20 protein-coding genes are annotated in these 23998 nt (G+C 72.6%); 12 read left to right on the forward strand and 8 right to left on the reverse strand.

Annotation, left to right across the window (positions count from 1 at the left end):
* Positions 1-393 precede the first annotated feature (393 nt).
* From IE265_RS12075 to IE265_RS12085, 3 genes are read right to left on the reverse strand one after another with little or no spacing between them, the layout of a single operon-like run.
* Entirely contained in the window at positions 394-1218 is an 825-nt protein-coding gene (locus IE265_RS12075; RefSeq protein ID WP_190035475.1) for an acetate and sugar kinases/Hsc70/actin family protein, read from the reverse strand.
* Positions 1215-1589 (reverse strand): TraR/DksA family transcriptional regulator, encoded by a 375-nt coding sequence (locus tag IE265_RS12080; RefSeq protein WP_190035476.1) that lies wholly within the window; start codon positions 1587-1589, stop codon positions 1215-1217. Before IE265_RS12080 ends, IE265_RS12075 begins: the two co-directional genes overlap by 4 nt.
* A gap of 43 nt (positions 1590-1632) precedes the next feature.
* Positions 1633-1962, reverse strand: coding sequence for a TraR/DksA family transcriptional regulator (locus IE265_RS12085; protein WP_190035477.1), 330 nt, complete (start codon positions 1960-1962; stop codon positions 1633-1635).
* 353 nt (positions 1963-2315) lie between these two features.
* Here IE265_RS12085 and IE265_RS12090 point away from each other — a divergent pair, with 353 nt between their 5' ends.
* The 4 genes from IE265_RS12090 (at position 2316) to IE265_RS12105 (ending at position 9820) form a co-directional block, all read left to right on the forward strand.
* Positions 2316-3278 carry a HAMP domain-containing sensor histidine kinase gene (locus IE265_RS12090; protein ID WP_190035478.1) on the forward strand — a complete coding sequence of 321 codons (963 nt, stop codon included), beginning with the start codon at positions 2316-2318 and terminating at the stop codon, positions 3276-3278.
* Positions 3275-3940, forward strand: coding sequence for a response regulator (locus IE265_RS12095; protein ID WP_190035479.1), 666 nt, complete (start codon positions 3275-3277; stop codon positions 3938-3940). Before IE265_RS12090 ends, IE265_RS12095 begins: the two co-directional genes overlap by 4 nt.
* Before the next feature lie 913 nt (positions 3941-4853).
* Complete coding sequence (gene secD / locus IE265_RS12100) at positions 4854-7118, forward strand: protein translocase subunit SecD (RefSeq protein ID WP_229916137.1); 2265 nt, start codon at positions 4854-4856, stop codon at positions 7116-7118.
* Between the two features lie 176 nt (positions 7119-7294).
* Entirely contained in the window at positions 7295-9820 is a 2526-nt protein-coding gene (locus IE265_RS12105) for an ATP-dependent Clp protease ATP-binding subunit (protein WP_190035481.1), read from the forward strand.
* Between the two features lie 121 nt (positions 9821-9941).
* Here IE265_RS12105 and IE265_RS12110 read toward each other — a convergent pair whose 3' ends face one another.
* Entirely contained in the window at positions 9942-12254 is a 2313-nt protein-coding gene (locus IE265_RS12110) for an FdhF/YdeP family oxidoreductase (protein ID WP_190035482.1), read from the reverse strand.
* A gap of 299 nt (positions 12255-12553) precedes the next feature.
* Between IE265_RS12110 and IE265_RS12115 the strand changes: the two genes are divergently transcribed.
* Genes IE265_RS12115 through IE265_RS12125 form a run of 3 tightly spaced genes read left to right on the forward strand, consistent with a single transcriptional unit; the run spans position 12554 to position 15070 of the window.
* Complete coding sequence (locus IE265_RS12115; protein ID WP_190035483.1) at positions 12554-13588, forward strand: Dyp-type peroxidase; 1035 nt, start codon at positions 12554-12556, stop codon at positions 13586-13588.
* A complete protein-coding gene (locus tag IE265_RS12120; protein WP_190035484.1) occupies positions 13585-14397 on the forward strand; it encodes a family 1 encapsulin nanocompartment shell protein in 813 nt (270 codons plus the stop codon). The genes IE265_RS12115 and IE265_RS12120 overlap by 4 nt, the downstream gene beginning before the upstream one ends.
* Before the next feature lie 40 nt (positions 14398-14437).
* Positions 14438-15070: a DUF1345 domain-containing protein gene (locus IE265_RS12125; RefSeq protein WP_190035686.1), complete on the forward strand. Its 633-nt coding sequence runs from the start codon at positions 14438-14440 to the stop codon at positions 15068-15070.
* A gap of 46 nt (positions 15071-15116) precedes the next feature.
* Here IE265_RS12125 and IE265_RS12130 read toward each other — a convergent pair whose 3' ends face one another.
* Positions 15117-17507 (reverse strand): RICIN domain-containing protein, encoded by a 2391-nt coding sequence (locus tag IE265_RS12130; RefSeq protein ID WP_190035485.1) that lies wholly within the window; start codon positions 17505-17507, stop codon positions 15117-15119.
* 295 nt (positions 17508-17802) lie between these two features.
* Here IE265_RS12130 and IE265_RS12135 point away from each other — a divergent pair, with 295 nt between their 5' ends.
* Entirely contained in the window at positions 17803-18249 is a 447-nt protein-coding gene (locus IE265_RS12135; RefSeq protein ID WP_190035486.1) for an SRPBCC family protein, read from the forward strand.
* A gap of 155 nt (positions 18250-18404) precedes the next feature.
* Here IE265_RS12135 and IE265_RS12140 read toward each other — a convergent pair whose 3' ends face one another.
* Positions 18405-19049: a TMEM175 family protein gene (locus tag IE265_RS12140; protein WP_190035487.1), complete on the reverse strand. Its 645-nt coding sequence runs from the start codon at positions 19047-19049 to the stop codon at positions 18405-18407.
* A 137-nt stretch (positions 19050-19186) separates the two neighbouring features.
* Between IE265_RS12140 and IE265_RS12145 the strand changes: the two genes are divergently transcribed.
* Complete coding sequence (locus tag IE265_RS12145) at positions 19187-20272, forward strand: barstar family protein (RefSeq protein ID WP_229916138.1); 1086 nt, start codon at positions 19187-19189, stop codon at positions 20270-20272.
* Positions 20273-20430: 158 nt separating this feature from the next.
* On the opposite strand, the gene IE265_RS12150 is transcribed toward IE265_RS12145, so the two are convergent.
* Positions 20431-20766 (reverse strand): hypothetical protein, encoded by a 336-nt coding sequence (locus tag IE265_RS12150; protein WP_190035488.1) that lies wholly within the window; start codon positions 20764-20766, stop codon positions 20431-20433.
* A gap of 479 nt (positions 20767-21245) precedes the next feature.
* On the opposite strand from IE265_RS12150, the gene IE265_RS12155 reads away from it, so the two are divergent.
* On the forward strand, positions 21246-22001 hold the full coding sequence (locus tag IE265_RS12155; protein ID WP_190035489.1) for a type 1 glutamine amidotransferase: 756 nt from the start codon (positions 21246-21248) through the stop codon (positions 21999-22001).
* Between the two features lie 247 nt (positions 22002-22248).
* The gene (locus IE265_RS12160) at positions 22249-22608 is read left to right on the forward strand and encodes a DUF6204 family protein (RefSeq protein ID WP_190035490.1); all 360 of its coding nucleotides are present in this window, start codon (positions 22249-22251) and stop codon (positions 22606-22608) included.
* 28 nt (positions 22609-22636) lie between these two features.
* Here IE265_RS12160 and IE265_RS12165 read toward each other — a convergent pair whose 3' ends face one another.
* Entirely contained in the window at positions 22637-23191 is a 555-nt protein-coding gene (locus tag IE265_RS12165; RefSeq protein ID WP_190035491.1) for a hypothetical protein, read from the reverse strand.
* A 480-nt stretch (positions 23192-23671) separates the two neighbouring features.
* Here IE265_RS12165 and IE265_RS12170 point away from each other — a divergent pair, with 480 nt between their 5' ends.
* The gene (locus tag IE265_RS12170; RefSeq protein WP_190035492.1) at positions 23672-23899 is read left to right on the forward strand and encodes a DUF397 domain-containing protein; all 228 of its coding nucleotides are present in this window, start codon (positions 23672-23674) and stop codon (positions 23897-23899) included.
* Positions 23900-23998 lie beyond the last annotated feature (99 nt).

Below are 23998 nucleotides of genomic sequence, written 5' to 3' on the forward strand. Positions count from 1 at the left end.
GGGGCTGACGCGGCTGTCGGCGGCCGTCGTCCGGCGGGGTTCCCGAACCGCGCGGGTGCCCACGGCGGGCGTGCGCACCGACGGCGGGGCGCCCCCCGGGTTGTTCGGGTGTGGCGCCCGGCTTCGGTCCTGTGCTTCGGCCGACGTGCGCTGCACCGGGTGGCGGCCGCCGGGTGTCGTACGCCGGGTCGGGATGCGGTGCCGGTCGCCGGGCGGCACCCGGCACCCCCTACCCGCCAGGCACCCGCGGCCGCCCGCCGACACGCACCCGGAGGGCCACGGACGGCGGGCGACGGGTGCCGCACGCAGGTCGCAGGTCTCCGGGCTCGGTGGCCCGACTCGGCCGCCCGGCTCGCGCGGGTGGTTTCGGTCCGCCGGGCCCGCACGGCCCGCTCAGTGCGCGTGGGCCGATTCGGCGGTCCCGGCGTGCGACGGATGGGTGTGCGCGGCCTCCAGCAGCAGCGCCGCACCGCGCACGGCGGCGAGATGCGGCGCGGGAGCGGGCCGTACGGGGGAGTCCAGCCGCCCCGCGAGGGGATAGGTGATGTCGGGACGCAGCGCGCCTCCGCCGGCCAGCAGCACCCCCCGGCGCAGCGCGTCGACTGTCTGGACGGTGCGGTCCTGCTCCAGGATCGCCGTGACCATGGTGACGATCGCGTCGGTGATCCGTACGGGCGGCGTGTCGCCGTCCAGGTCGCCGGTGCCCAGAGCGGTCCGGCGGGCATCGGTGACGGTGCCGTCGGCCAGCAGCACGACCTCGGTGATGTGGGCACCGATGTCCACCACGAGCAGCGGCGCGACCGGGTCGGCGTCGGCCGCCGCCGCGACGGCCCGCGCGGCCGGCACCGTCAGCACCGCGCTCGGCATCAGGGACTCGACGGCGACGCGGGCCTCGGCACGGAAGGCGACCCCGCCCAGCACCGGCGCCGTGAGGATCAGCAGGGGCCGGCTGTGACGGGGCACGCGGGGACCGAGCAGCCGCTCGACCATCCGCGCGGTGCCCGGCGTGTCGACGATGGTGCCGCGCTGGACGGGGTGGACCGGGTGCACGGTGCCGTCGCCGGGGAAGGTCGCCGTCGGCACGTCGAAGATCACGCCTCGGCCGGACATCCAGGCCCTGGTACGGGAGCTGCCCAGGTCCAGGGCGATGCCGCAGCACCTGCGGCACCAGGGCCACGGCCGGTGCCGGACGGGAGGCCGGATCGGGTCCGCGGTCATCGTCCGGCCTCCCTGACCTGCTGGCAGCGCCCGCAGTACCGCGCCTGCGGCACGATCGTCAGCCGCTCCCGGTCGATGGGCCTGCGGCACAACTGGCAGGCGCCGTAACGGCCCTCGTCCATCCGGGCGAGAGCCGCCTCCACGTCGGCGAGGACCATGCGCGCGGAAGCGGCGAGCTTGACGCAGACCTCCGTCCGGGAGGCGGTCTGCCGGTCGAGCAGTGACTCGCCACGGGTCGTGACGGCGGCCGCTGTCTGCTGCAACTGCTCCTGACGGAACAGCCGCTGCTCGTGCAGGCTCTCGCGCAGGGCGGCGAGGTCCTCGGCGGACAGGGTCGTACGGCGGTCGCCGATGATCTGATCATTCACCACTTCACCCCTCGGGCAGGGCGGGAATCCGACGGAGAGGGAGGTATCAGACGGCGTCGCGCAGGCAGGGGACGCAGAACCGCGTGTAGGGCAGGATCTCCAGGCGCTCGACCGGGATCGGCTTGGGACAGCCCTGGCACACGCCGTAGGTGCCGTCCTCGATCCGGCCGAAGGCGGCGTCGATCTCGGTGAGCACCCGCCTGATCGTGTCTTTCTGCGCCGCCATCACCTGCTGCTCGGCGTTCTGTCCGCCCTCCTCGACCGCGTGCAGCTGCGTGAGCCGGGAGTTGCGCTCGTGCTCGAGGCGCTGCCTGGCCTCGTGGGGTGTCAGAAGTTCGGAACGGCGGGGCTCCGTCCGGGGAGTGTCGAGCGACATGGCGAGTCCTTCCTTCGGCACGGCGGTGCCCGCGGCACGGCCGTGACAAGGGCGGTGCACCCGTGCCGGGCGAGGTGCCTGGCAGCGGGTGAGTGTGTGATGCCTCCACCGTGGACGATGCGCGAGGGGAATCCCATCGGGCGCAATACCCATCTGTGTCGGCCCGGGGCCGTCACGGCGTGGCCCGCCCCGCGGCGGGGAAATGGGCACTGGACCCCATCGACGGGCGATGCCCGTCCGGGCAGGCTGGAGGGCAGCCGGCCGGCCGGAGCAGAGGGCCGCGGCTCAAGCTGTGGGTGCGCGGCGACCGACAGTGGAGGGAAGGCCGTGTCACATGAGGAAGGCTTCGTCCCTTGACCCTGTTCTGGCGGATCTTCGCGCTGAACGCGGTGGTGCTGGGAAGCGCCACCGCGCTGCTGCTGTGGGCTCCGGTGACGGTGTCGGTCCCCGTGGTGCTGACCGAGGCGGTGATCCTCGTGGGCGGCCTGGCCGTGATGCTGGTCGCCAACGCGGCCCTGCTGCGCATCGGTCTGGCACCCCTGGACCGGCTGACGAGGCTGATGACCACGGTGGACCTGCTGCGCCCCGGCCAGCGGCTGACCGAGTCCGGACGCGGCGAGGTCGCCGACCTGGTCCGCACGTTCAACGCCATGCTCGAACGGCTGGAGCACGAACGCGCCGCGAGCAGCGGCCGTGTCCTGCTCGCCCAGGAGGCCGAACGGCGCCGTATCGCCCAGGAGCTGCACGACGAGGTCGGCCAGACCATGACCGCGGTCCTGCTGTCCCTGAAACGGGCGGCGGACGAGGCGGGCGAACCACTGCGCGGCGAACTGCAGCACGCCCAGGAGATCACACGGGGGAGCCTGGACGAGGTGCGCCGCCTGGTGCGGCGCCTGCGACCCGGCGTGCTGGAGGACCTCGGCCTGGTCAGCGCCCTGACGTCCTTGACCACCGAGTTCGCCACCCACACGGGGCTGCGGGTGCAGCGCCGTTTCGACACGGGCCTGCCCCCACTGGACCAGCAGACCGAACTGGTCCTCTACCGCGTGGTCCAGGAGGCGCTGACCAACGCCGCCCGGCACGCCGAGGCCGGCCGGGTCGAGGTGAGCCTCGACCGCGGCGAGGGCGAGGTGGTGCTCGCGGTCACGGACGACGGCCGCGGGTCCGGCATCGCCCGGGAGGGCGCCGGAATCCGCGGGATGCGCGAACGCGCCCTGCTCATCGGCGCCACCCTCGACATCCGTTCCTCGCAGTCCGGTACCCAGGTCCGGCTGACCGTGCCCGACTCCGTGCCCGACGCCAGGAAGCAGTCATGACGACGCCCGACAGCCCGGTGATCCGCATCCTCCTCGCCGACGACCACGCGCTGGTGAGGCGCGGGGTGCGGCTCATCCTCGACCAGGAGCCGGACCTGGAGGTCGTCGCCGAGGCCGGGGACGGCGCCGAGGCCATCGCCCTGGCCCGCAGCCACGAGGTCGACCTGGTCGTGCTGGACATCGCCATGCCCCGCATGACCGGTCTGCAGGCGGCCCGCGAACTCCTCGTGCTGAAGCCGGGCGTACGGGTCCTGATGCTGACGATGCACGACAACGAGCAGTACTTCTTCCAGGCGCTGAAGGCCGGTGCCAGCGGATACGTGCTCAAGTCCGTGGCCGACCGCGACCTGGTGGCCGCGTGCCGCGCGGCCATGCGGGACGAGCCCTTCCTCTATCCCGGCGCGGTCACGGCCCTGGTCCGCAACTACCTGGACCGCGTCCGGGACGGCGAGGAACCCCCGGAGCGGGTACTGACACCCCGTGAGGAGGAGGTGCTCAAGCTCGTGGCGGAGGGCCACTCCTCGAAGGAGATCGCCGAGATGCTCTTCATCAGCATCAAGACCGTCCACCGGCACCGGGCCAACCTCCTGCAAAAACTCGGTCTGCGCGACCGCCTGGAGCTGACCCGGTACGCCATCCGGGCCGGCCTCATCGAGCCCTGACCGCCCGTTCCCACCGAGCCGGCCGAGGGCCGCCCCTGCCCCTGCCCGCCCCCGCACATGCCGTCGACCACCCCCCCGAAACTCCCCGTCCCCGCCCCGCTCCTGATCACCCCGCCCCGAAGTCCCCCGTCCCCTGAAGTACCCGCCTCCCGGGCGGCACCCGTCCCTCCCGAACCCCCGGGCTCCGGCCGCCCACTCCCCGGCCGGGGCTCCGGGTCGCACCCGGAGCCCACCTCCCGGCCGGGCCGGGAGCCGACCGATCACCGGCCACAGCCGACCAGCCACCGCGACACGACGAAGGGGGCGCCGCATGCCACGCCCGTCCCGCGTCGTCCCACGCGCCGGCACCACCACGCGCCGGTCACCGGTGGTCACCGCCCTGCTGTCCCTCCTGCTGGCCCTCGCCGTCACCTCGGTGGGCCTCCCCGCCGACGCCGCCACGAGCCCCGGCACAGCCGCAACCGCGGGCACGGCCGCGGGCACCGGCCCGGCGACCCCCACCGCCACCGCGACCGCAGCCGACGACGGCCCGTCCGCCGGCAACGCCCTGGTCCGTGGCCCGCGCGACGTGACGGGGGAGCGTCCGACCCCGCCGTCCGCCGCGCCGGCCTCCCCGGACCGCCGTGCGGCGCAACCGCCGCGCGGCGCCACCGTGCTGCCCCGGCCGGCCTCGCCTCCCGCCCCCACCGGGGCGGCGGACTGCCGCAGGGAGAGAGCCCCGCCTCCGGCCCGGAGCGCCCCGGACACCCCCGCGACCCCGCCCCTCACCGGGCGTCCGGCCGGACGTGACCGCGCCGCTCCCCGCCCCGCCTCGTCGCCCACCACCCCCTTCTCGCCTTTCCGCTCATTCCGTTGACCGCGGTCGATCCACCGGCCGCCGTCCGTCGGCCGGAGGCCCGCCTTGACCCGCGCCATGCGCATCCGAGGGCTGCTCGCGCTCGCCGCAGTCGCCCTGTCGCTCTACATCGCCGTGACCGTGCCCCTCCAACTCGGACTCGATCTGCGCGGCGGCACGCAGATCGTGCTGGAGACCCGCCCCGCCTCACCCGCAGACGACGCCGGGGACGCGGTGGACCGCACCGTTGAGGTCCTCCGCGGGCGTGTCGACGCGCTCGGCGTCGCCGAACCCACCATCGCCCGCTCGGGCGACGACCGGATCGTGGTCGAACTCCCTGGCGTCCAGGACCCCGCCGAGGCGGCGGCCGTCCTCGGCCGCACCGCCCAGCTCACCATCCACCCGGTGCTCGGTACCGCGTCGGGAGCCGACGACACGGCTCCGGCACTGCCGAAGCGGCCCCGGCAGGTCGTACTGCCCGACGAGTCCGGCCAGTACCTGCGCCTGGAGGCCGCGGAGCTGACCGGAGAGGACGTCGACGAGGCCGCGGCACGCCTCGACCAACAGGGCGGCGCCGGATGGCACGTGACCGTCGACTTCAAGGGCTCGGGCCGTGACGGATGGGCCCGCCTCACCGGCGAGGCGGCCTGCCACCCGGCCGGGGACCCGTCCCGCCGGGTCGCCGTCGTCCTGGACGACACGATCATCTCGTCACCGCAGGTCGACCCCTCCGTCGCCTGCGGCGCGGGAATCACCGGCGGCTCCACCATGATCACCGGATCGTTCACCGACGACGAGGCCCGAGAGCTGGCGCTGCTGATCAACGGCGGGGCCCTGCCCGTACCGGTCGAGACCGTCGAACAGCGCGTCGTCGGCCCCACCCTCGGAGCGGACGCGATCAGGGCAAGCGCCCTGGCCGCGGGCATCGGCACGGCCCTCACGGCGCTCTTCGTCATCGCCGTCTACCGGCTGATGGGCGCCGTGGCCACCCTGGCGCTCGCCTGCTACGGCCTGATGTCCTACGCGGCCCTGGCCGCCGTCGGCGCCACCCTCACGCTTCCCGGACTCGCCGGCTTCGTCCTGGCCATCGGCATGGCGGTCGACGCCAATGTGCTGGTCTTCGAACGCGCCCGCGAGGAGTACGCCTCGAGGCTGCGCCCCACCCCGCGCTCGTCGCTGACCGCGGGCTTCCGCGGTGCCATCAGCGCGATCGCCGACTCCAACATCACCACGCTCATCGCGGCCGGCCTGCTCTTCTTCCTCGCCTCCGGGCCCGTACGCGGCTTCGGCGTGACGCTGGGCATCGGAGTGCTGGCCTCCATGGTCAGCGCGCTGCTCATCACCCGTGTGCTCGCGGACCACGTGGCCGCGCTGCCACGGGTACGGCGACGCCCCCGGATCACCGGCATCGCCCACACCGGCGGGGTCCGCGACCGCCTCACCCGCCGGAACCCCGACCTGATGCGGGCACCCCGCCGCTGGCTGGCGGCCTCCGCCGCGGTCCTCGTCCTGGCGGGCTCCGGCATCGCGGTGCGCGGCCTCGACCTGGGCGTCGAGTTCACGGGAGGCCGCCTCATCGAGTACGCCACCTCCACGGCCGTCGACCCGGACCGGGCACGCGCCGCCCTCGCCGACGCGGGGTTCCCGCGTGCCGTCGTGCAGACCTCGGGCGAGGACCGGCTCACGGTCCGTACCGACCGGCTGACCAACGCCGAGGCGGCGACGATCACCGAGGCGGTGGGCGCTCTGACCCCGCGGGCGGACACGCTGCGCGACGAGACCATCGGCCCCAGCCTGGGCAAGGAGCTGCGCCAGGGTGCTCTGATCGCCCTCGGGGTCGCCCTCGGCGCCCAGCTCCTCTATCTGGCCGCACGCTTCCGATGGCTGCTGGGCACCGCGGCGGTGGTGGCTCTGGCCCATGACGTGGTGATCGTCGTCGGTGTCTTCGCCTGGCTCGGCAAACCGATCGACGGCGTCTTCGTCGCCGCCCTCCTCACCGTGGTCGGCTACTCCGTCAACGACTCGGTGGTCGTGTTCGACCGGGTCAGGGAACTCCACCGGCTCGACCGCGCGGGTCCCTTCCCGCGCACGGCGAACCGGGCCCTCCTGCAGACCCTGCCGCGCACCGTCAACACCGGCCTGGGCGCGGCCTTCATCCTGACCGCGCTCGCGGTGTTCGGCGGCGACACCCTCGCCGACTTCGCCCTCGCCCTGCTCGTCGGACTCGTGGTCGGCACGTACTCCTCGATGTTCACCGCGACACCTCTGGCCATCGAACTGGACAGGCGTGTCGGCCCCGCGCCCCGGCGGTTCCGTACCCCGGACCCGGCCCGGGCCGGCTGACGGACCGACCGGCTGACCGGCCGACGGAAGGGACCGTACGGATCGCCTCGCACGGGCCGTGCCAAGAGGAAGGAGGGCCGGCCCCGGGAGGCGGTCCGTGCGGGTTCCCCCTGCGTTTGCGGACGCGTGTACGGCGCGTTTCAGTGGGAGGAACCCTCCGGTATCAGGAGCTTCCCATGTCGATGGCGTACGGTTCCCCGTTCGGTTCGTCCGATCCCTTCAGCGACCTGCTGAACAGATTCTTCGGAATGTCGCCGGGATCGTCGCCACCGGCCGTGCAGCGCGTACCGATCGGGCGGCTGCTCACCGAGCCGTCGCACGAGCTCCTCAACACGGCCGCGCGCCGGGCCGCGGAGGACGGGACGGCCGACCTCGACACCGAGCACCTCCTGTGGGCGGCGACCCAGGTCGAACCGACGCGCCGGGTGCTCGCGCAGGCCGGGGTCGACCCCGAGGCGCTCGGGGCCCGGATCGGCGGGGTGCTGCCGCGGGAGTCCGTCCAGCCGTCGGCGGAACCCGGACTCACCCCGGCGGCCAAGCGCACGCTGGCCGCCGCCTACGCCCGCTCGCAGGAGGCGGGGGTGTCGTACATCGGCCCCGAGCACATCCTCGAAGCGCTCCTCGGCGACTCCGACTCGGGCGCCGGGCGGTTCCTGCGCGCCGAGGACGTCGACCAGCAGAAGCTGCGCGGCCTCACGGACCGGCCGTCGGGCGCGGAGGCCGGCGGCGCGACGGGCCGACAGCAGCAGCCCGCGACGACCCTGGACGAGTTCGGCAGGGACCTGACCGAGGAGGCCAGGGCGGGCAGGCTGGACCCCGTGGTCGGCCGGTCCGAGGAGATCGAGCAGACCGTCGAGATCCTCTCGCGGCGGTCCAAGAACAACCCCGTACTGATCGGTGAGCCCGGAGTCGGCAAGACGGCCATCGTCGAGGGGCTGGCCCAGCGCATCGTGGCGGGCGAGGTGCCCGACACGCTGAAGGGCAAGAGGGTCGTCTCGCTGGACCTGTCCGGGATGGTGGCCGGCGCGCAGTACCGAGGGCAGTTCGAGGAACGCCTGAAGAAGGTCATCGAGGACGTCCAGGCGGCCGAGGGCGACATCGTCCTGTTCATCGACGAACTGCACACGGTCGTCGGCGCGGGCGCGACGGGCGAGGGCTCGATGGACGCGGGCAACATGCTCAAGCCCGCGCTGGCCCGCGGCGAGCTGCACGTGGTGGGCGCGACGACCATCGACGAGTACCGGCGGCACATCGAGAAGGACGCCGCCCTCGAACGCCGCTTCCAGCCCGTCCTGATCCCGGAGCCGACGGTCGAGCAGACCGTGCTGATCCTGGAGGGACTGCGCGACGCGTACGAGGCGCACCACCAGGTCCGCTTCGACGACGGGGCCCTGGCGGCGGCGGCCGAGCTGTCCGACCGGTACGTCAGCGACCGGTTCCTGCCCGACAAGGCCATCGACCTGATGGACCAGGCCGGTGCCCGGGTGCGGCTGCGCAGCGCGATTCGCTCCACCGAGGTCGTCAGCCGGGAGGACCGCCTCGCGAAGCTGCGGCGCGAGAAGGACCAGGCCGTCGCGGGCGAGGAGTTCGAGCGGGCGTCGGGCCTGAAGTCCGAGATCGCCGGGGTGGAGGCCGAACTCGCGGGCATCGAGGAGCGGCGCGAAGGAGTCGTCTCGGTGACGGCGTCCGACATCGCCGACATCGTCTCCCGCCGCACGGGCATCCCGGTGTCCCAGCTGACGGAGAGCGAGAAGGAGAGGCTCCTCAAGCTGGAGGAGGAGATGCACGACCGGATCGTCGGTCAGGACGAGGCGGTCACGGCGGTCTCCCAGGCCGTGCGCCGCAACCGTGCCGGCATGGGCGACCCGAACCGCCCGGTCGGGTCGTTCCTGTTCCTCGGGCCCACGGGCGTCGGCAAGACGGAACTCGCCAAGACGCTCGCCGAGCTGCTGTTCGGCGACGAGAGCCGCATGATCCGCTTCGACATGAGCGAGTTCCAGGAGAAGCACACGGTGGCCCGGCTCGTCGGCGCGCCCCCCGGATACGTCGGCTACGAGGAGGCCGGCCAGCTCACCGAGAAGGTCCGCCGCCAGCCGTACAGCGTCGTCCTCTTCGACGAGGTCGAGAAGGCCCACCCCGACGTCTTCAACACGCTGCTCCAGATCCTCGACGACGGCCGTCTCACGGACGGACAGGGCCGCACGGTCGACTTCCGGCACTGCGTCGTCATCATGACGTCCAACATCGGCGCCCATCGCATCCTCGCCCACGAGGGCGACGCGGCCGAGCTGAAGGACGAGTTGATGGGGGATCTGCGGGGCCGGTTCCTGCCCGAGTTCCTGAACCGCATCGACGACATCATCGTCTTCCACAGCCTCACCGAGGCCGACCTGTCGGACATCGTCGAGCACCTGCTGGACCGCAGCAAGCACCGGGTCGCGGCGCAGGGGATGCGGCTGGAGGTCACCGAGGCGGCGAAGAGACTGCTGGTCGCGCACGGCTACCAGCCGGAGTTCGGGGCCCGCCCGCTGCGCCGCACGATCCAGACGGAACTCGACAACCGGGTCGCCTCGCTGCTGCTCGGCGGCGAGGCCGGGCCGGGGGACACGATCGTGGCCGATGTGGAGAAGGACTCGCTCCACTGCTCGGTCCGCGCAGGGGTTCCGGGCGCCGACGCGGAACCGGCCGACGCGCCCTCGTAACCCGCCGGCCGCTCTCCTGCGGGGTGCCGGCCGCGCAGTACGCGCGGCCGGCACNNNCCCCACTTCCGTGCTCCGGGCTCCGGTGGCCCGGTTCATCCGCGGTCCTGGGCCCGGCGGAGCCTCAGGCGGCGGGACCGATGGTGACCTTGACGTGCTTCATGATCGGCTGGTCGCTCTGGGTGCTGTAGTCGCCGAGCGCGCACAGCACGTTCATCTCGGGCATGTACCCGGCCGCGCAGCCGCGCGGGATGTCGTACGGGACGGCCACGTACCCCTTGACCGAACGCGTGCTGCCGTCCTTCGCGGTGCTCGTGATGTCGACGTGCCCGAGGTCGGCGATACCGCGTTCGCGCATGTCGGCCCGGTTCATGAAGACGAGCGTGCGCAGGTTCTTGATGCCCCGGTAGCGGTCGTTGTCGGAGTAGATGGTGGTGTTCCACTGGTCGTGGGACCGCATCGTGCCGAGGGCCAGGGTGCCGGGGGCCGGGACGACGTCGGGCAGGGCGGCCGAGGAGAACTCGGCGCGTCCCGTGGGGGTCAGGAAGACCAGTTCACGGGCGGGCTGCTTGATGCGGAAGCCCAGGGGCAGCCGCACCCGGCGGTTGAAGTCCTCGAACCCGTCCAGGGCCTGCGCCATGGTGTCGCGGATCCGGTCGTAGTCCTCGATGTACCACTCCCAGGGCGTGGAGCTGTCGGGCAGCGCCGCGCGGGCCATTCCGGCGACGATGGCCGGCTCGGACAGCAGGTCCCCCGAGGCGGGCCGCTTCATGCCGACCGACAGGTGGACCATGCTCATCGAGTCCTCGACGGACGTGCTCTGGACGCCCCGGCGCTGGTGGTCCTTCTCGGTCCGGCCGAGGCACGGCAGGATCAGGGCCCGGCGGCCGTGGACGACATGACTGCGGTTCAGCTTCGTGCTCACCTGGACGGTGAGGTCGCACCGGCGCAGCGCGTCACAGGTGTACGGGGTGTCCGGCGCGGCGAGGGCGAAGTTGCCGCCCATGGCGATGAAGACCTCGATGTCGCCGCTGTGCATCGCCTTGATCGTGCCGACCGTGTCCAGGCCGTGCTCGCGCGGCGGTTCGATCCCGCACGCCTGCTCCAGCCGGTCGAGGAACTCGTCGGTGGGGCGGTGGTCGATGCCGCAGGTGCGGTTGCCCTGCACGTTGCTGTGCCCGCGCACGGGCGAGGGCCCCGCTCCCTCCCGGCCCAGGTTGCCGCGGAGCAGCAGCAGGTTGACGATCTCGCGGACGGTGTCGACGCCGTGCTCGTGCTGGGTGAGCCCCAGACACCAGCTGACGATGCTGCGGTCGGCCTCGGCGTAGACGCGCGCCGCCTCCAGGACGTCGGCGCGGCTCAGTCCGGACTGGTGCTCGATCTCCTCCCACGGCGTGGCCTCGCACAGCGCGCGGTACTCCTCGAAGCCGGCGGTGTGCCGCTCGATGAACTCCCGGTCGAGTGCCTTGGGGTCGGACGCGGACCGCTCCAGGATCGCCTTCGACATGCCGCGCAGGAGCGCCATGTCGCCGCCGATCCGGGGCTGCAGGTTCAGGGTGCTGGTCCGGGTCGACTTGAACAGGGCCATGTCCATGAAGTCGTGCGGGACGATGGTCCGGGTGGCGGCCGCCTCGACGAGCGGGTTGACGTGCACGATCTGTGCGCCGCGGTGGTAGGCCTCGGCGAGCGCGGTGAGCATCCGGGGCGCGTTCGAGGCGGCGTTGACCCCGAGGATGAAGAGCGCGTCGGCGGAGTCCCAGTCCTGGAGGTCGACGGTCCCCTTGCCCGTGCCCAGGGACGCCTGGAGGGCCCGGCCGCTCGCCTCGTGGCACATGTTGGAGCAGTCGGGCAGGTTGTTCGTGCCCAGCTCGCGGGCCATCAGCTGGTAGAGGAACGTGGCCTCGTTGCCCAGCCGGCCGGAGGTGTAGTACGAGGCCCGGTTCGGGTCGTCCAGCGCGCGCAGGGTGCTCCCGACCAGCTCGAACGCGTCCTTCCAGGTGATCGGGACGTAGTGGTCCGTGTCCGGGTCGTAGACCATCGGCTCGGTCAGCCGGCCCTGGTTCTCCAGGTCGTAGTCGCTCCACCCGGCCAGCTCGGTCACCGAGTGGGCGGCGAAGAACTCGCGCCCCACCCGTTTGCGGGTCATCTCCCAGGTGACGTGCTTGATCCCGTTCTCGCAGATGTCGAGGTGCAGCCCTTTGGTGTCGTCGGGCCACGCGCATCCGGGGCAGTCGAACCCGGTGTTCTCGTGGTTCATCCGCATGATCGCCCGCGGCCCGTCGACCAGCGCGCGCTCGCGCACCAGGAAGCCGGTGACGCTCTTGGCCGCACCCCAGCCGGCGGCCGGGTGGTGGTACGGGTGGAACTCGGGCGGCGCGTCGGGGGCGGGCCCCGCGGCGGGCTCCCGGGGCTCCTGCTCGTCAGTGTTGGCGCTCACGGTTCTCAACCTTCCACCACAGGGTGACAAATCGGCCTTGATAGGTGCTTTCGGGCAGGCTATGCCGGGCGGTACCCGCCTGCCATTCCGCCCCGGACGGGCCGCCCGGCCGCGCGAGGGGCGCCACGGCCTCCGCTCCCGGCCCGGCCGAGGCCGCGCGCTCCCGCGTGGGCCGGGCCGCCGAGCGACCGGCTCGCGCGGCTGCGTCGGTATCCGCGCACGGATACGCTTGCTTAGTCCTAATTATGACGATTGATGCTGAATGCTGAACCCATTCGTCAAGCTTCGACGGGAGTCGCATGGCCGAGCCCCAGTCCGTCGTCATCCCGCCCTCCAGAGCGGCGGTCTTCCTGGTGGCCACCATGTCCCCCGGGGGCGAGGACACCGTCCGCGAGACGCTCCAGGACCTGGCGGGGCTGACCCGCTCGGTGTCCTTCCGCTCCCCCGAGGACCGGCTCACCTGCGTCGCCGGCATCGGCTCCGAGGCCTGGGACCGGCTCGCCGGCGGACCCAGGCCCCGCGACCTGCACCCCTTCCGGCCCCTTGAGGGCCCCCGGCACCGGGCCCCGGCCACACCGGGCGATCTCCTCGTCCACCTGCGCGCCCGCACCATGGACCTGTGCTTCGAACTGGCCAGGCTGATCGTCGACCGGCTGGGCGACGCCGTGACGGTCGTCGACGAGGTGCACGGCTTCAAGTACTTCGACGAGCGCGACCTGCTCGGGTTCGTCGACGGCAGCGAGAACCCCGAGGGCCGGCCGGCGGCCGAGGCCGTGTTCATCGGCGACGAGGACCCGGACTTCCGCGACGGCAGCTACGTGATCGTGCAGAAGTACGTGCACGACATGGCGGCCTGGACGAGCCTGACCGTCGAACAGCAGGAACGGGTCATCGGACGCTCCAAGGCGGCCAACGTCGAGATGCCCGACGACGTCAAGCCCGCGGACTCGCACGTCGCGCTCAACACGATCGAGGACGACGGCGTCGAACGGAAGATCGTGCGCGAGAACATGCCGTTCGGCCGGGTCGGCAGCGGAGAGTTCGGCACCTACTTCATCGGCTACGCGCGCACCCCCGACGTGACCGAGCGGATGCTGCGCAACATGTTCATCGGCGATCCGCCCGGCACCACGGACCGCATCCTCGACTTCTCCACGGCGGTGACCGGCGGCCTCTTCTTCGTGCCGAGCGCCGACCTCCTCGACGACTTCCCCGCCCCCTCGGACACCGGTGCCGCCGCCCGCGGAGGCGACCTCCCGGCCCCGCACCCCGACGCCGCCCGCCTCGGGGACTCCCTGGGCATCGGCAGCCTGAAAGGAGCCCGACAGCCATGACGACCCCAGCGGTGAACAACCTGCACCGCGAACTCGCCCCGATCACCCCCGCAGCCTGGGCCGAGATCGAGGAGGAGGCCCGCCGCACCTTCCGGCGCCATGTCGCGGGACGCCGTGTCGTCGACGTGCCCGACCCCGCCGGGCCGCAGCTCGCGGCCGTCGACACCGGGCACCTCTCCTCGATCACGCCCTCCGCGCCGGGCGTCACGGCACGCCTGCGCGAGGCGAGGCCGATCGTCGAACTCCGGGTGCCGTTCACCGTCGACAGGGCCGCCGTCGACGACGTCGAACGCGGCTCCAAGGACTCCGACTGGCAACCGGTGAAGGACGCGGCGCGCACCATCGCGTACGCCGAGGACCGGATGATCTTCGACGGGTACGCGGCCGCCGGCGTCGACGGCCTGCGTACGCGCTCCTCGAACCCGGTGCTCGCCCTGCCCGCCGAACCGCGCGACTACCCCGACGCCGTCAGCCGGGCACTGACCGCGCTGCGCCTGGCGGGCGTCGACGGCCCGTACGCGCTGCTGCTCGGAGCCGAGGAGTACCGGGCGGTCAGCGAGACCTCCGACCACGGCTATCCGATCGCGGCCCACCTGGGCCGGATGCTGGACGCGGACCCGATCTGGGCGCCCGCCCTCAGCGGCGGCTTCGTGCTCTCCACCCGCGGCGGCGACTTCGAACTGGTCCTCGGCCAGGACGTGGCGATCGGCTACACGACCCACGACGAGACCAGCGTCGAGCTGTACTTCCAGGAGACGCTGACCTTCCTCGCCTACACGGACGAGGCCGTGGTCGTCCTGGAGACGTGAGCCCTTCTCCCAGCGAACGAGGCGGTTGCCCGTGAAGCCCATGAACACGTGGCTGGTGCCCGCCGTGCCCCGGCTCGCCACCGCGGCCGCGGCCGGCGCGGCGATCGGCGCGCTCGTCGCCGTGCTGACCAACACCCCGCTCGGAGTCCTCTCCGGAATCGCCGCCGCGCTGACACTCTTCGTCGTCGCGGGCTGGATCGTCCTGTGGCCGATGGACGCCGAAGCCACCCACCACAACGCCCGCCGCGAGGAGTTCAGGCCCGTCGCCGAGGAACTCGTCGTCGTCGCGGCCGCCCTGTGCGGACTGGTCGGCATCGTCGTGCTGCTCCTGATCGGAGACTCGGACCTGAGCCACGCGGCGGCAGCCACGGCGCTCTGCGGTGTCTTCATGGCCTGGGCGGCACTCCACCTGATGTACGCCGCCCGGTACGCGTACATCTACTACCAGCCGCCCGAGGGCGGCATCGACTTCAACTCCGACGACCACCCCAGGTACAGCGACTTCCTGTACTTCAGCTACAACCTCGGGATGACCTACCAGGTCTCCGACACCGACGTCTCCAGCTCCACCGTCCGCGCCATCGCGCTGCGGCACTGCCTGCTCTCGTACCTCTTCGGCGTCAGCATCCTGGCCACCACCATCAACCTCGTCACCGGCATCGTCACCGGGTGACCGGGCGGCGTCCCGCGGGACGCCGCCCGGTGCCGGGAACGCCCGGTCAGACGAACCGCCACAGGTGGTCGTCGGTGCCGTTGTCCTCGAACTGGACGACGTGGGCGCTGTTCTGGGTGGACATGCCGTCCACCCCGAGCACCTTGCCGCTGTGCCGGTTGCGGATCAGGAACCAGCCGTCCGCCGCGTCGACGAACTGCCACAGGTGGTCGTCGGTGCCGTTGTCCTCGAACTGGACGACGTGGGCGCTGTTCTGGGTGGACATGCCGTCCACCCCGAGCACCTTGCCGCTGTGCCCGTTGCGGATCAGCGACCAGCCCTCGCCCCGGTCCACCACCTGCCAGGCGTGGTCCCCGGTCCCCGAGTTGTCGAACTGCACCACGTGCGCGCTGTTCTGGGTGGACATCCCGTCGACGGCGAGCACCTTGCCGCTGTGCTTGTTCCGGATGCGCCGGTACGGCGGCTCGGGCTCCCAGGGCGTGCCGTCCGGCGAGGCGGTCGGGAAGGAGGCGATGCGCAGTCTGGCCGCGCCCATCGGGATCAGGGTGACCTGCTCCACCGCACCCGACGAGCGGGCCGGGCTCCGCTGCAGAGGGGCGACGACGTGCTCGTCGTCCGCGACCCACTCCGGGAGCCGGCGCGCCTGCGCGGTGATCGAGACCGGCGCCGTCGCCTGCGTGAACGGGTTGGCGGCCACCGGCCCGGCGGCCCGGCGCACGTCCAGCCGCCCGCCGGGCACCAGCCCGTAGTTCCAGGGACTCGTGGCGTGCACCTCGTACTCGGGGAACACGGAGTCGCCGCCGTAGCGGACGTACCGCTCGCCGATCCGCAGCGCGTACCGGAGGGGGCCGTGGCTCACACTCACCGAGTCCCCGTTCCCCGACCAGGTGCGCACGTCCGTGCGCTGGGGCAGGCGCAGGCTGACCCGGTCGCCGTCGGACCAGGTCCGGTCCACCCGGACGAAGGCCGGTCCGCCGCTCGCGGCCGTGGCACGCCCGTTGACCTGGAGCCGTGGCGCCGCGCACCAGCCGGGGACCCTCAGCAGCAGCGGGAAGCGCACGGGCCGGGGTACGGAGACGACGAGCTCGACGCTCTCGCCGAACGGGTAGTCCGTCTCCTCGGTGACGGTGACGGTGGTACCGCCCGCCACCTGCGCCGTGACCTGGCTGGGCGCGTACATCGCCGCCGCCAGGCCGCCGTCCGGTGTCCCGAGCCACAGCTCCTCGGCGAAGTAGGGCCAGCCCATGCCGTAGTTGTGCGGACAGCAGCGGTACTGGTCGATGCCGGGCTGGAACGACTGCATGGCGAAGCCGTTCTGGAACTGCCCCTGTGTCTTGCGGGCGTTGTCGAGGTCGACACTGTTGGCGCTCGTCACGTAGTGCACGGCTCTGCCGTCCGGGTCCAGCGAGGCGGGCAGCATGTTGAACGCCAGGTCCTCGCAGCGGTCGGCCCACACGGGATCGCCGGTGACGCGGGTGAGCAGCTCGTGGCTGGCCATGAACTCGACGACACCGCAGGTCTCGAAGCCCTGCCGGGGATCGCCGAAACCGGGCCGGATGTTCTCGTCGCCCGCGAAGCCGCCACCGGGGAACTGGCCGTAGGCCTCCAGGAGTTCGGAGTACGTGCGGTAGCTGGCGCGTGTGTGGTCGGCCGAGCCGGAGAGTTGGGCGTACTGGGCGGGCTCGCGGAAACCCTGCGCGATGTTGACGTTGTGGGCGTTGGGCAGCGCCCCGGTCCAGTCGGCGCCCCAGGCGTGCATCTTGTCGACGAGGTCCAGGAGGAAGGGCTCCGGGGTCCGCCGGTACAGCCACACGGCGACGTCCATGCAGTCGCCCCACCGCTGCGACACCCAACTGGTGTCGAAGGCGCCCTTGCCCTGCGCGTTCATGTAGCGCAGGAACCGGGTGAGGAAGGGCACGATCCGGGTGTCGCCGGTGAACTCCTCGAAGGTGCGCAGTGCTTGGAGGAGGGGGAGGAAGGGCCAGAAGTCGGGACCCCCGTTGAGCGCGGTGCGCAGGGCGCGCGGGCCGAAGAAGCCGTCGCCCTGCTGGGTGGCGAGGACGGCGTCGATCCAGCGCCGGGCCCGGTCGAGCGCCGCGGCGTCCCGCGTGGCGACGGCCAGCGGCACGTAACCCCGCAGCCAGTAGGGCAGTTCCTCCCACGCGCTGTTCTCGGGGTGGACCCAGCCGCTCGTGGCGAAGTCCAGGAAGTGGGACTTCTCCGTGAGGCGGCCGCACAGCCCGTCGAGCTGCAGTCGCAGCTGACCGGCGAGCCAGCCGCGCGGGACGATGCTTCCGGGCTTCAGGCGGAGGAGGGCGTCGGCGGCCGGCTGGGCAGCCGACGCCGCGGCCGCGGCGGGTCCGGCGTTCACCAGGGGCACGCCGGCGCCCAGTACGAGGCCGCTGGTCTGCAGCAGGTGGCGTCTGTTGATCGGCATCTCACTGCTTCCTGTCGGGGGAGGAAGTGACCGCCGACGGCTGCCGTGGAGGGGGTCCGGCGGCTGCCGTGCGCGGCGGAGGGGAGGCGATTCTTACAACGTTGGAAATTCGGCTTGCGGCATCACAGCACGACGTACGGCGGCTGTCCAGAGAAATGACAAGGACATGCCCGCTCCGCCCTGCGGGGAGGCCCCGGACGTCGTATGGTTGACGCGCCTGTTGTGACGTGTGGACTGCGGTCTCGGCAGCGCCGAGCCTCCTGCCACCGGCCGACCGATATCCCCGGGAGAGTCCATGGGTAGCCAGTTCGAGGCGACAGTCGACATCGACCGTCCGATCGGAGAGGTCTTCGCCTTTCTGTCGGACGGCACGAACGACCCGAAGTTCAGTCCGCGTGTGCAGCGGATCGACAAGAAGCCCGACGGGCCGACAGCCGTCGGCACCGTCTTCAACAGCACGGTCAAGGACGCCGGCATGACCACCCGGCGCGAGTTCGAGATCACCGAACTCGTCTCGCCCAGCCGCATCCGCTGGAGCGAGCGGTCGAAGAACCTGGTCACCGCCGCCGAGGGCGGCTACGACCTGGAGCCCACCGCGAGCGGCGGCACGCGCGTCCGCATCCACAACGTCCTGGAGGGCCACGGCATCGGCAAGCTGCTGCTGCCCATCGCGGGCAGCGCGGCGCGCAAGGACGCCCCCGCCTTCGGGCAGCGCATCAAGGCGGCCGTGGAGGCTTCCTGACCTGAGCCGGCCGGTGCCGTTCGCGCCGTCGGGGAGGCGTGTTCCCCGGCGGCCGAGGGTGCGGGCGGCGGTGCTCGTTCGCCGCCGCCGTACGCCTGCCGGTCCGTCGCGGGGCCGTCGCCGGGGCGGGGGCGGGTTCCGCGCCGCCCCGCGCTTCAACCCCGGTCGGTGGGGGCGCCCGCGTACGTGTCCGTGTCGGGGAACCGGGTGCGCCGCCCCAGGTAGGTCTTCAGCGGGATCAGCCCGAGCCAGGCCCACATGACCCCGGGCCCGAACACCAGCGCCGCCGGGACGCTGAGCAGGAAGACGACCGCCGTGCTGCCCAGGTCGGCGGCGAACCACACGCCCTCGGGCATGGGTTCCTCGGTGCGCAGCCAGGGCCGCCTCCGCAGTACGACGAGCAGTCCCAGGTGCGCCGTGCTCAGGGCCGCGACGGCCGCGGAGTAGATGGCCACGGAGGCGGGGTCGCGGCCGTACTCGGAGACCAGCGTGGTGGGGAACGGCAGCAGCGCCGTGACCCCCAGGCCGAACATGCACAGCGTGACCACCGTCGAGTCGATCTGCCGGACGATGCGGAAGATCCGGTGGTGGTCCCGCCAGAAGCCCACGAGGACCACGAAACTGAGTGCGTACGCGCCCAGATTGGGCACGAGCCCGCGCAGCGCCGTGTGGAACCCCGCGTCGTCCAGGTCCGGGGGGACCGAGACGTCGAGCACGAGCAGGGTCATCGCGATGGCGTACACGCCGTCGGAGAACGTCGTGAGGCGTTCGGGACCGCCGGCCGGTCTGGGTCTGCGCATCCCGCCACGGTAGGCAGCGCGCGCCGTCCCCGCGGGACCACACGCCTGGCCTCCCCGCGGCACGGGTCGGCCGCGCGGCCGGACGGGGGAACGCGGATGGGGCACGAGACGCACGTGGTCCCGGCATCATTTCCGTTGTGCAAGAGGACGAGAAGGGACTCGGAAGCGCGCTCTACGCGCTGACCGAGACGGAGCACGGTCATGTCTGGGGCGTCTGCGCCGAAGTGGAGGGGCTGTTCGGAGAGCCCCGGCGCGGTACGTACGAGCTGTTCGGCTGGGTTCCGGAGGGATCCGGGGTGCCCGCCTGGGCCGGCAGCAGGGTGTGGCTGGTGCCTGAGGAAGAGGCGTTCGAGGCCTGGCTGCTGGAGGACGCGGAGAGTTTGGGGCAGCCCTCCGGGACGGACAGTCTGGTGCTCACCGGCCTGGACGACCACGAGGGTCCGCCCGAGGGGTACCGAGGCCCCGTTCGCGTGCACGACGGGCATCGCCGGCTGGGCTCCTGCCGGGAATTCACCCGCATCCTGCCGCCTGACCGGATGCCTGCACCCATCGTCCTGCGAGGGCTCGCGCAGAGTGATCAGCTCAGAGCGGCCTTGGCGGAGGGCACCCGGCGGGCGCTGGACCTGGACGAGGCCGCGCTGGAGATACGGGACGGCCGGGGCGAACCGCTCACCGATCGGCTGCTGCAGGCCACGATCAGCGGCTGGCGCCCATCCTCCTACGGGGCGGACCTGATCGACCTTGAGCTCGACGGAGGCCGCTTCACACCGGTCCCCGAATACGCTCGGCCGATCTGGGAGAGGTGGCTCGCCGGGCCACCGACCGCCGTGAACGCCTGGGCCGACCTCGACACCCGCCGCCGCGGGGCCTGGCACGACCTTGTGAGAGACCGGGCCTTTCGGCGAACCCGCCGTGACCGGCCGGCCGGCCACGTCCACGAACTCGACGGCCGGTACATCACCGACGAACCGGCTCTCCATCTGGCGATCGGCGAGGCGGTCAACGGACCCGGCGGCTACTTCGGCGGCTGCCTCTCCGCCGTCACCGACTGCCTGCGGGGCAACTTCGGCTACACCGCCCCCGGCGCCCTTTTCTGGCGGGACGCCGCGACCGCGCGCGAGCACCTGTCCCGCACCCTTACTCCGGACGGCCGGCCCTACGACCTGTTCACCGCAGTCCTTGAAACCCTGGCCGAGGGTGGCATGGACGTCACCCTGGCATGAGCCGCTGTCCGATCGGTACCTTCGCCCTGCCCTTCCCCTACGCCCCCTGGGGCCTGTTCCGCGAAGGCCGCCGGTTCGCGGACTCCGTGGTGCCCAACTGGGCGCAGAGCGCGGCTCAGTCGGCCCGGAGTTCATCTCCGACTGCCTGGATCCACGGATCAGGCGCGGTCGCGCGTCATGCCGAAGCGAAATGCGCAGGCGGCGACTGAGTGCTCCAGTTGGCGAACGGCGCCAACTGGAGCGCTCGGTCGCATCCGAAATGGCGCGCCGCCGATCGCCGCACCGCAGTGCCCGATGACCGCGACCGACCGCTCCCTCAGGGGCCCGCCGTGCAGAAGACCGTCCTCGTTCCCTACGCCCACCTGACCCAAGAGCACCACGACCGCCACGTCCTGACCAGTACCGTCGATGTCTTCGGCGCCGCCCACTGGCTGCCTGCCGAACGCGCTCCCCGGTCCGGCGGCCGTATCCGGGTGGGGCACATCGACGAGCACCCGGTGGGAATCCGCTGCTGGAGCGGATTCCCAGCGTTGGAAGGCTTCACGGCGGCTCGGGCATCGATCGGCTGGAGATCCGCGAGCCCGCAGCAACCGGCTTCGCCCGCTTCGGAGTGGAGCCGTCGGATGGCGGACACGGCCGCGGTGACGCTTGCGGTGAGGCCGAGCGGCTTCGGCATCGGTCATGCCCTTGACCGTGGTGAACGCCGGCCGGACTCCAGCCCCGTTCGGTCGCTGCCGGGACGGTCGGGGCGCTTGGGACGGTACGGGGGGACGGGTGTCCGCGGCGGTGCCGGGCGTAGGCTCCTTCCGTACGTACCCGTGCAGCCCGCGGTCGCCCCCCGCGGCAGGCCTTGGAGTCGAGAAGTGCCCATGTCCAGGCGGCCCGTGGCCGTGTCCGCGCCGGCGCTCGCGGCGTGCTCCCGCCGGTCCCACGAGGGCCCGGCATCCGCACCGGCGGAACAGGCGGTGGGGGCGTGACGGCCGGGACGCGGACCCGGACCCGGCACCGTGTCCTCGCGGTCCGCAACGCCGCGCGCAGCGGGCCCGGCCGCCTGCCCGCGTGGCTCGGGGCCGAGGGCATCGACGTGCTGGAGGTCGCGGGAGCCGACGCGCCGGACCGCGCGGACGGCTTCGCCGGGGTGCTCCTCCTCGGCGGCGGGCTCCTCCCGGACGACGACACCAGTGCCCCCTGGCTGCCGTCCCAGCGGGCCCTGGCTCTGCGGGCCGTCGAGGACGCCGTACCGCTGCTCGGCATCTGCCTGGGCGCGCAGGTGCTGGCGCTCGCGGCAGGCGGCTCGGTACGGGGTGCCCACGGAGAGCCCGAGCGGGGCAGTTGCACGGTAGACCTGCGGGCCGAGGCCGCGACCGACCCTCTCTTCCGGGACCTGCCCAGCCGCTTTCCCGTGATCCAGAACCACCGGGACCAGATCACGGCGCTGCCGCCCGGCGCCGTCCATCTGGCGGGGAGCGACGCGTGCCCCGTCCAGGCGTTCCGGCTGGGCGCCCGTGCCTGGGGCGTCCAGTTCCACCCCGAGGCGGGTGCGGAACGGCTGAGCCGCTGGGACGAGGCCGCTCTCGCAGACGAGGGCGTCGACCTGGCGGGGCTCAGGGCCCGCGCCGAGGCCGTGGAGCCCGAGTCGGCCCGCGCCGCCCGGCGCCTGGTGGCGGGGTTCGCCGCGGTGGTCCGCGAGCGTGCCGCATCCCGCGCGGTGCCCGCCGTGCGCCCCTGACCCGCATACCGGCCCGGGTGCCGACCGCCGACGATGCCGGGCCGCCCGTCGTCCCGCGCCCACGCGGACCGCGCGGCGACCGTCGCGTCGCGCCGGCGGACGGCAGGGGTGCGCCGGGTGGTCCGGCAGCCAGGCCGGCTCCCGACGCCGACCGGGGGCGACACGGTGAGGCGGCCCGATGGGGACGCCGTGAGGCGCGTTCGAAACGCGGTGGAGTCGGGCCCGCCCGGCTGGTTATGGTCGCCGGATGAGCACTCGTACCTTCCGTATCACCGTCCGTGGTGTCTTCCACGGCCTCGGTGCCGATCAGCGGGCCGCGCTGCTGGCCGACGCCGCCGAGCACGACGTCCTGCGCGCCGCCTTCACGCCCGAGGGGCACCTCAGCTACGACATCGCGGCACGGCCCGCCTTCACCTTCCGGTTCCTGGACTCCGGGGACGCGGAGGAGGACATCCTCGACGCCGCCGAGCGCGCCGAGGAGGCGGCCAGGGCCTGGCTGACGGAGCGCGGGTACGGCTTCAAGAACCTCCGGTCCACGGCGGAGGACCTCTCGCAGGCGCCCCTGGGCAAGCGCGGGCGGCGCGAGGCGGCCCGGAAGTTCGACTGACGGGCCGCGCGGCCGGCTCCGGCCCGGTTCAGCAGGGCTGCCTGCCGAGCGTGCGCGCGAGTTCCGTCGTGGCGTGCGCGATCTCGGTGTCGTCCTCCGACATCAGGACGTCGATCGCGTCCTGGCGGGCGTGGACGGCCTCGCGGGCCGCGCGCTCCCAGGCGGCGGGGTTCTCACGGTGGTTGAGCAGCTTCGGGTACGCGTCCGCGATGCTCTCCCACTGCCGGGTGTCGGCGATGTTCTTGAGCAGCAGCAGGATCTGCGGACGGCAGGTCACCTGGGGCAGCTGCGCCAGCTCCCAGAGGAACGGGACCGTGGCGGCGGTCGCCTGCTCCACGACGAAGCCGTACTGGCAGATACGTTCACGCAGGTCCTTCAGAGCCGTCGCCGCCGTCTCCGCGCTGCCCCAGGCCACGCTGCTCAGAAGCAGCGGGATGGCGGTCGCGGAACCGGTGGAGTCGCGCATCTCGCTCCAGGAGACACGGCCCATCGCGGTGAGCGGCGTGATCGTCGCCATCCCCGTCGAGGGCTCCTGACGCCCTCGGTGCCCGGCCCTCGGCTGTTCCGGCGGAACGCTATGCATGGCGTGATGCCCTTCCGGCGTGTCGTATCGGTTGGACGGCGGGACCGCCCCGGTGGTCCGCGTGGTCGTCCCCTCCCGTGCGTCCGGTCCGGCTCGCACCGGACGGATCATGTGCGGACGGATCGCGGCGTGCCGGAGGCGACGAGGCCGGAAGCGACCGGACCGTGCCGGTCCGGGCCGCGATGCCGGTGAAGCCGTCCCGGTCACCCTTCGGCGGTGCCGCTGCCCGCGGCGAGGAGAGTTCCGGACGCGCAGGTGACAACACGTCATCTCCCTGATGTGGCGTCAGGACGCGATGCCCTGGCTGGGGTTGTCGGCGCTGGAGTTAGTATCCACGCTGAACGCCGCCGCGTGCAATTGCACGGGAAATTGCGTGAAGTTTGGCTGAAGCGGGTAGGGCGGACACAGCGTCGCGAGTCTGCGCGGCACCGAGTTCACGGTGCGGCGCACGGTGAGGACGGGAACAGTGAGGAGAACGCGGTGCCACAGGTGGAGAACGGGATCCAGGCCAGTTCGCTGCGCGCCAGCTGGATCAAGAGCAGGCACAGCACGGCCGAGGGGAACTGTGTGGAGGTCGCCCGGATCGCCGGCGGCATAGCCGTGCGCAACTCCCGCGACCCGGAGGGGCCGGCGCTCGTCTACACGTCCGCGGAGCTGGCGGCGTTCCTGGCGGGGGCGAAGGACGGTGAGTTCGACCACCTGCTGTGACGTGGGGCCCAACTCCCCATCCACAGAGGGGGGATGCGGTGCGGCGCTGTCCGGTGCGATACTGTTGCCGTCCTTGTGCCGGACCGCGGGGGAGTCGAA

This window comes from Streptomyces fructofermentans, from assembly GCF_014651055.1.
GTDB classification, from domain to species: domain Bacteria; phylum Actinomycetota; class Actinomycetes; order Streptomycetales; family Streptomycetaceae; genus Streptomyces; species Streptomyces fructofermentans.

Bases quoted from the DNA above. Each gene is read 5' to 3' on its own strand.
- IE265_RS12075 (WP_190035475.1), bottom strand. From the start codon at position 1,218: ATGACCGCGGACCCGATCCGGCCTCCCGTCCGGCACCGGCCGTGGCCC.
- IE265_RS12085 (WP_190035477.1), bottom strand. From the start codon at position 1,962: ATGTCGCTCGACACTCCCCGGACGGAGCCCCGCCGTTCCGAACTTCTG.
- IE265_RS12095 (WP_190035479.1), top strand. From the start codon at position 3,275: ATGACGACGCCCGACAGCCCGGTGATCCGCATCCTCCTCGCCGACGAC.
- secD (WP_229916137.1), top strand. From the start codon at position 4,854: ATGCGCATCCGAGGGCTGCTCGCGCTCGCCGCAGTCGCCCTGTCGCTC.
- IE265_RS12105 (WP_190035481.1), top strand. From the start codon at position 7,295: ATGTCGATGGCGTACGGTTCCCCGTTCGGTTCGTCCGATCCCTTCAGC.
- IE265_RS12115 (WP_190035483.1), top strand. From the start codon at position 12,554: ATGGCCGAGCCCCAGTCCGTCGTCATCCCGCCCTCCAGAGCGGCGGTC.
- IE265_RS12120 (WP_190035484.1), top strand. From the start codon at position 13,585: ATGACGACCCCAGCGGTGAACAACCTGCACCGCGAACTCGCCCCGATC.
- IE265_RS12125 (WP_190035686.1), top strand. From the start codon at position 14,438: ATGAACACGTGGCTGGTGCCCGCCGTGCCCCGGCTCGCCACCGCGGCC.
- IE265_RS12130 (WP_190035485.1), bottom strand. From the start codon at position 17,507: ATGCCGATCAACAGACGCCACCTGCTGCAGACCAGCGGCCTCGTACTG.
- IE265_RS12135 (WP_190035486.1), top strand. From the start codon at position 17,803: ATGGGTAGCCAGTTCGAGGCGACAGTCGACATCGACCGTCCGATCGGA.
- IE265_RS12140 (WP_190035487.1), bottom strand. From the start codon at position 19,049: ATGCGCAGACCCAGACCGGCCGGCGGTCCCGAACGCCTCACGACGTTC.
- IE265_RS12160 (WP_190035490.1), top strand. From the start codon at position 22,249: ATGAGCACTCGTACCTTCCGTATCACCGTCCGTGGTGTCTTCCACGGC.
- IE265_RS12165 (WP_190035491.1), bottom strand. From the start codon at position 23,191: ATGCATAGCGTTCCGCCGGAACAGCCGAGGGCCGGGCACCGAGGGCGT.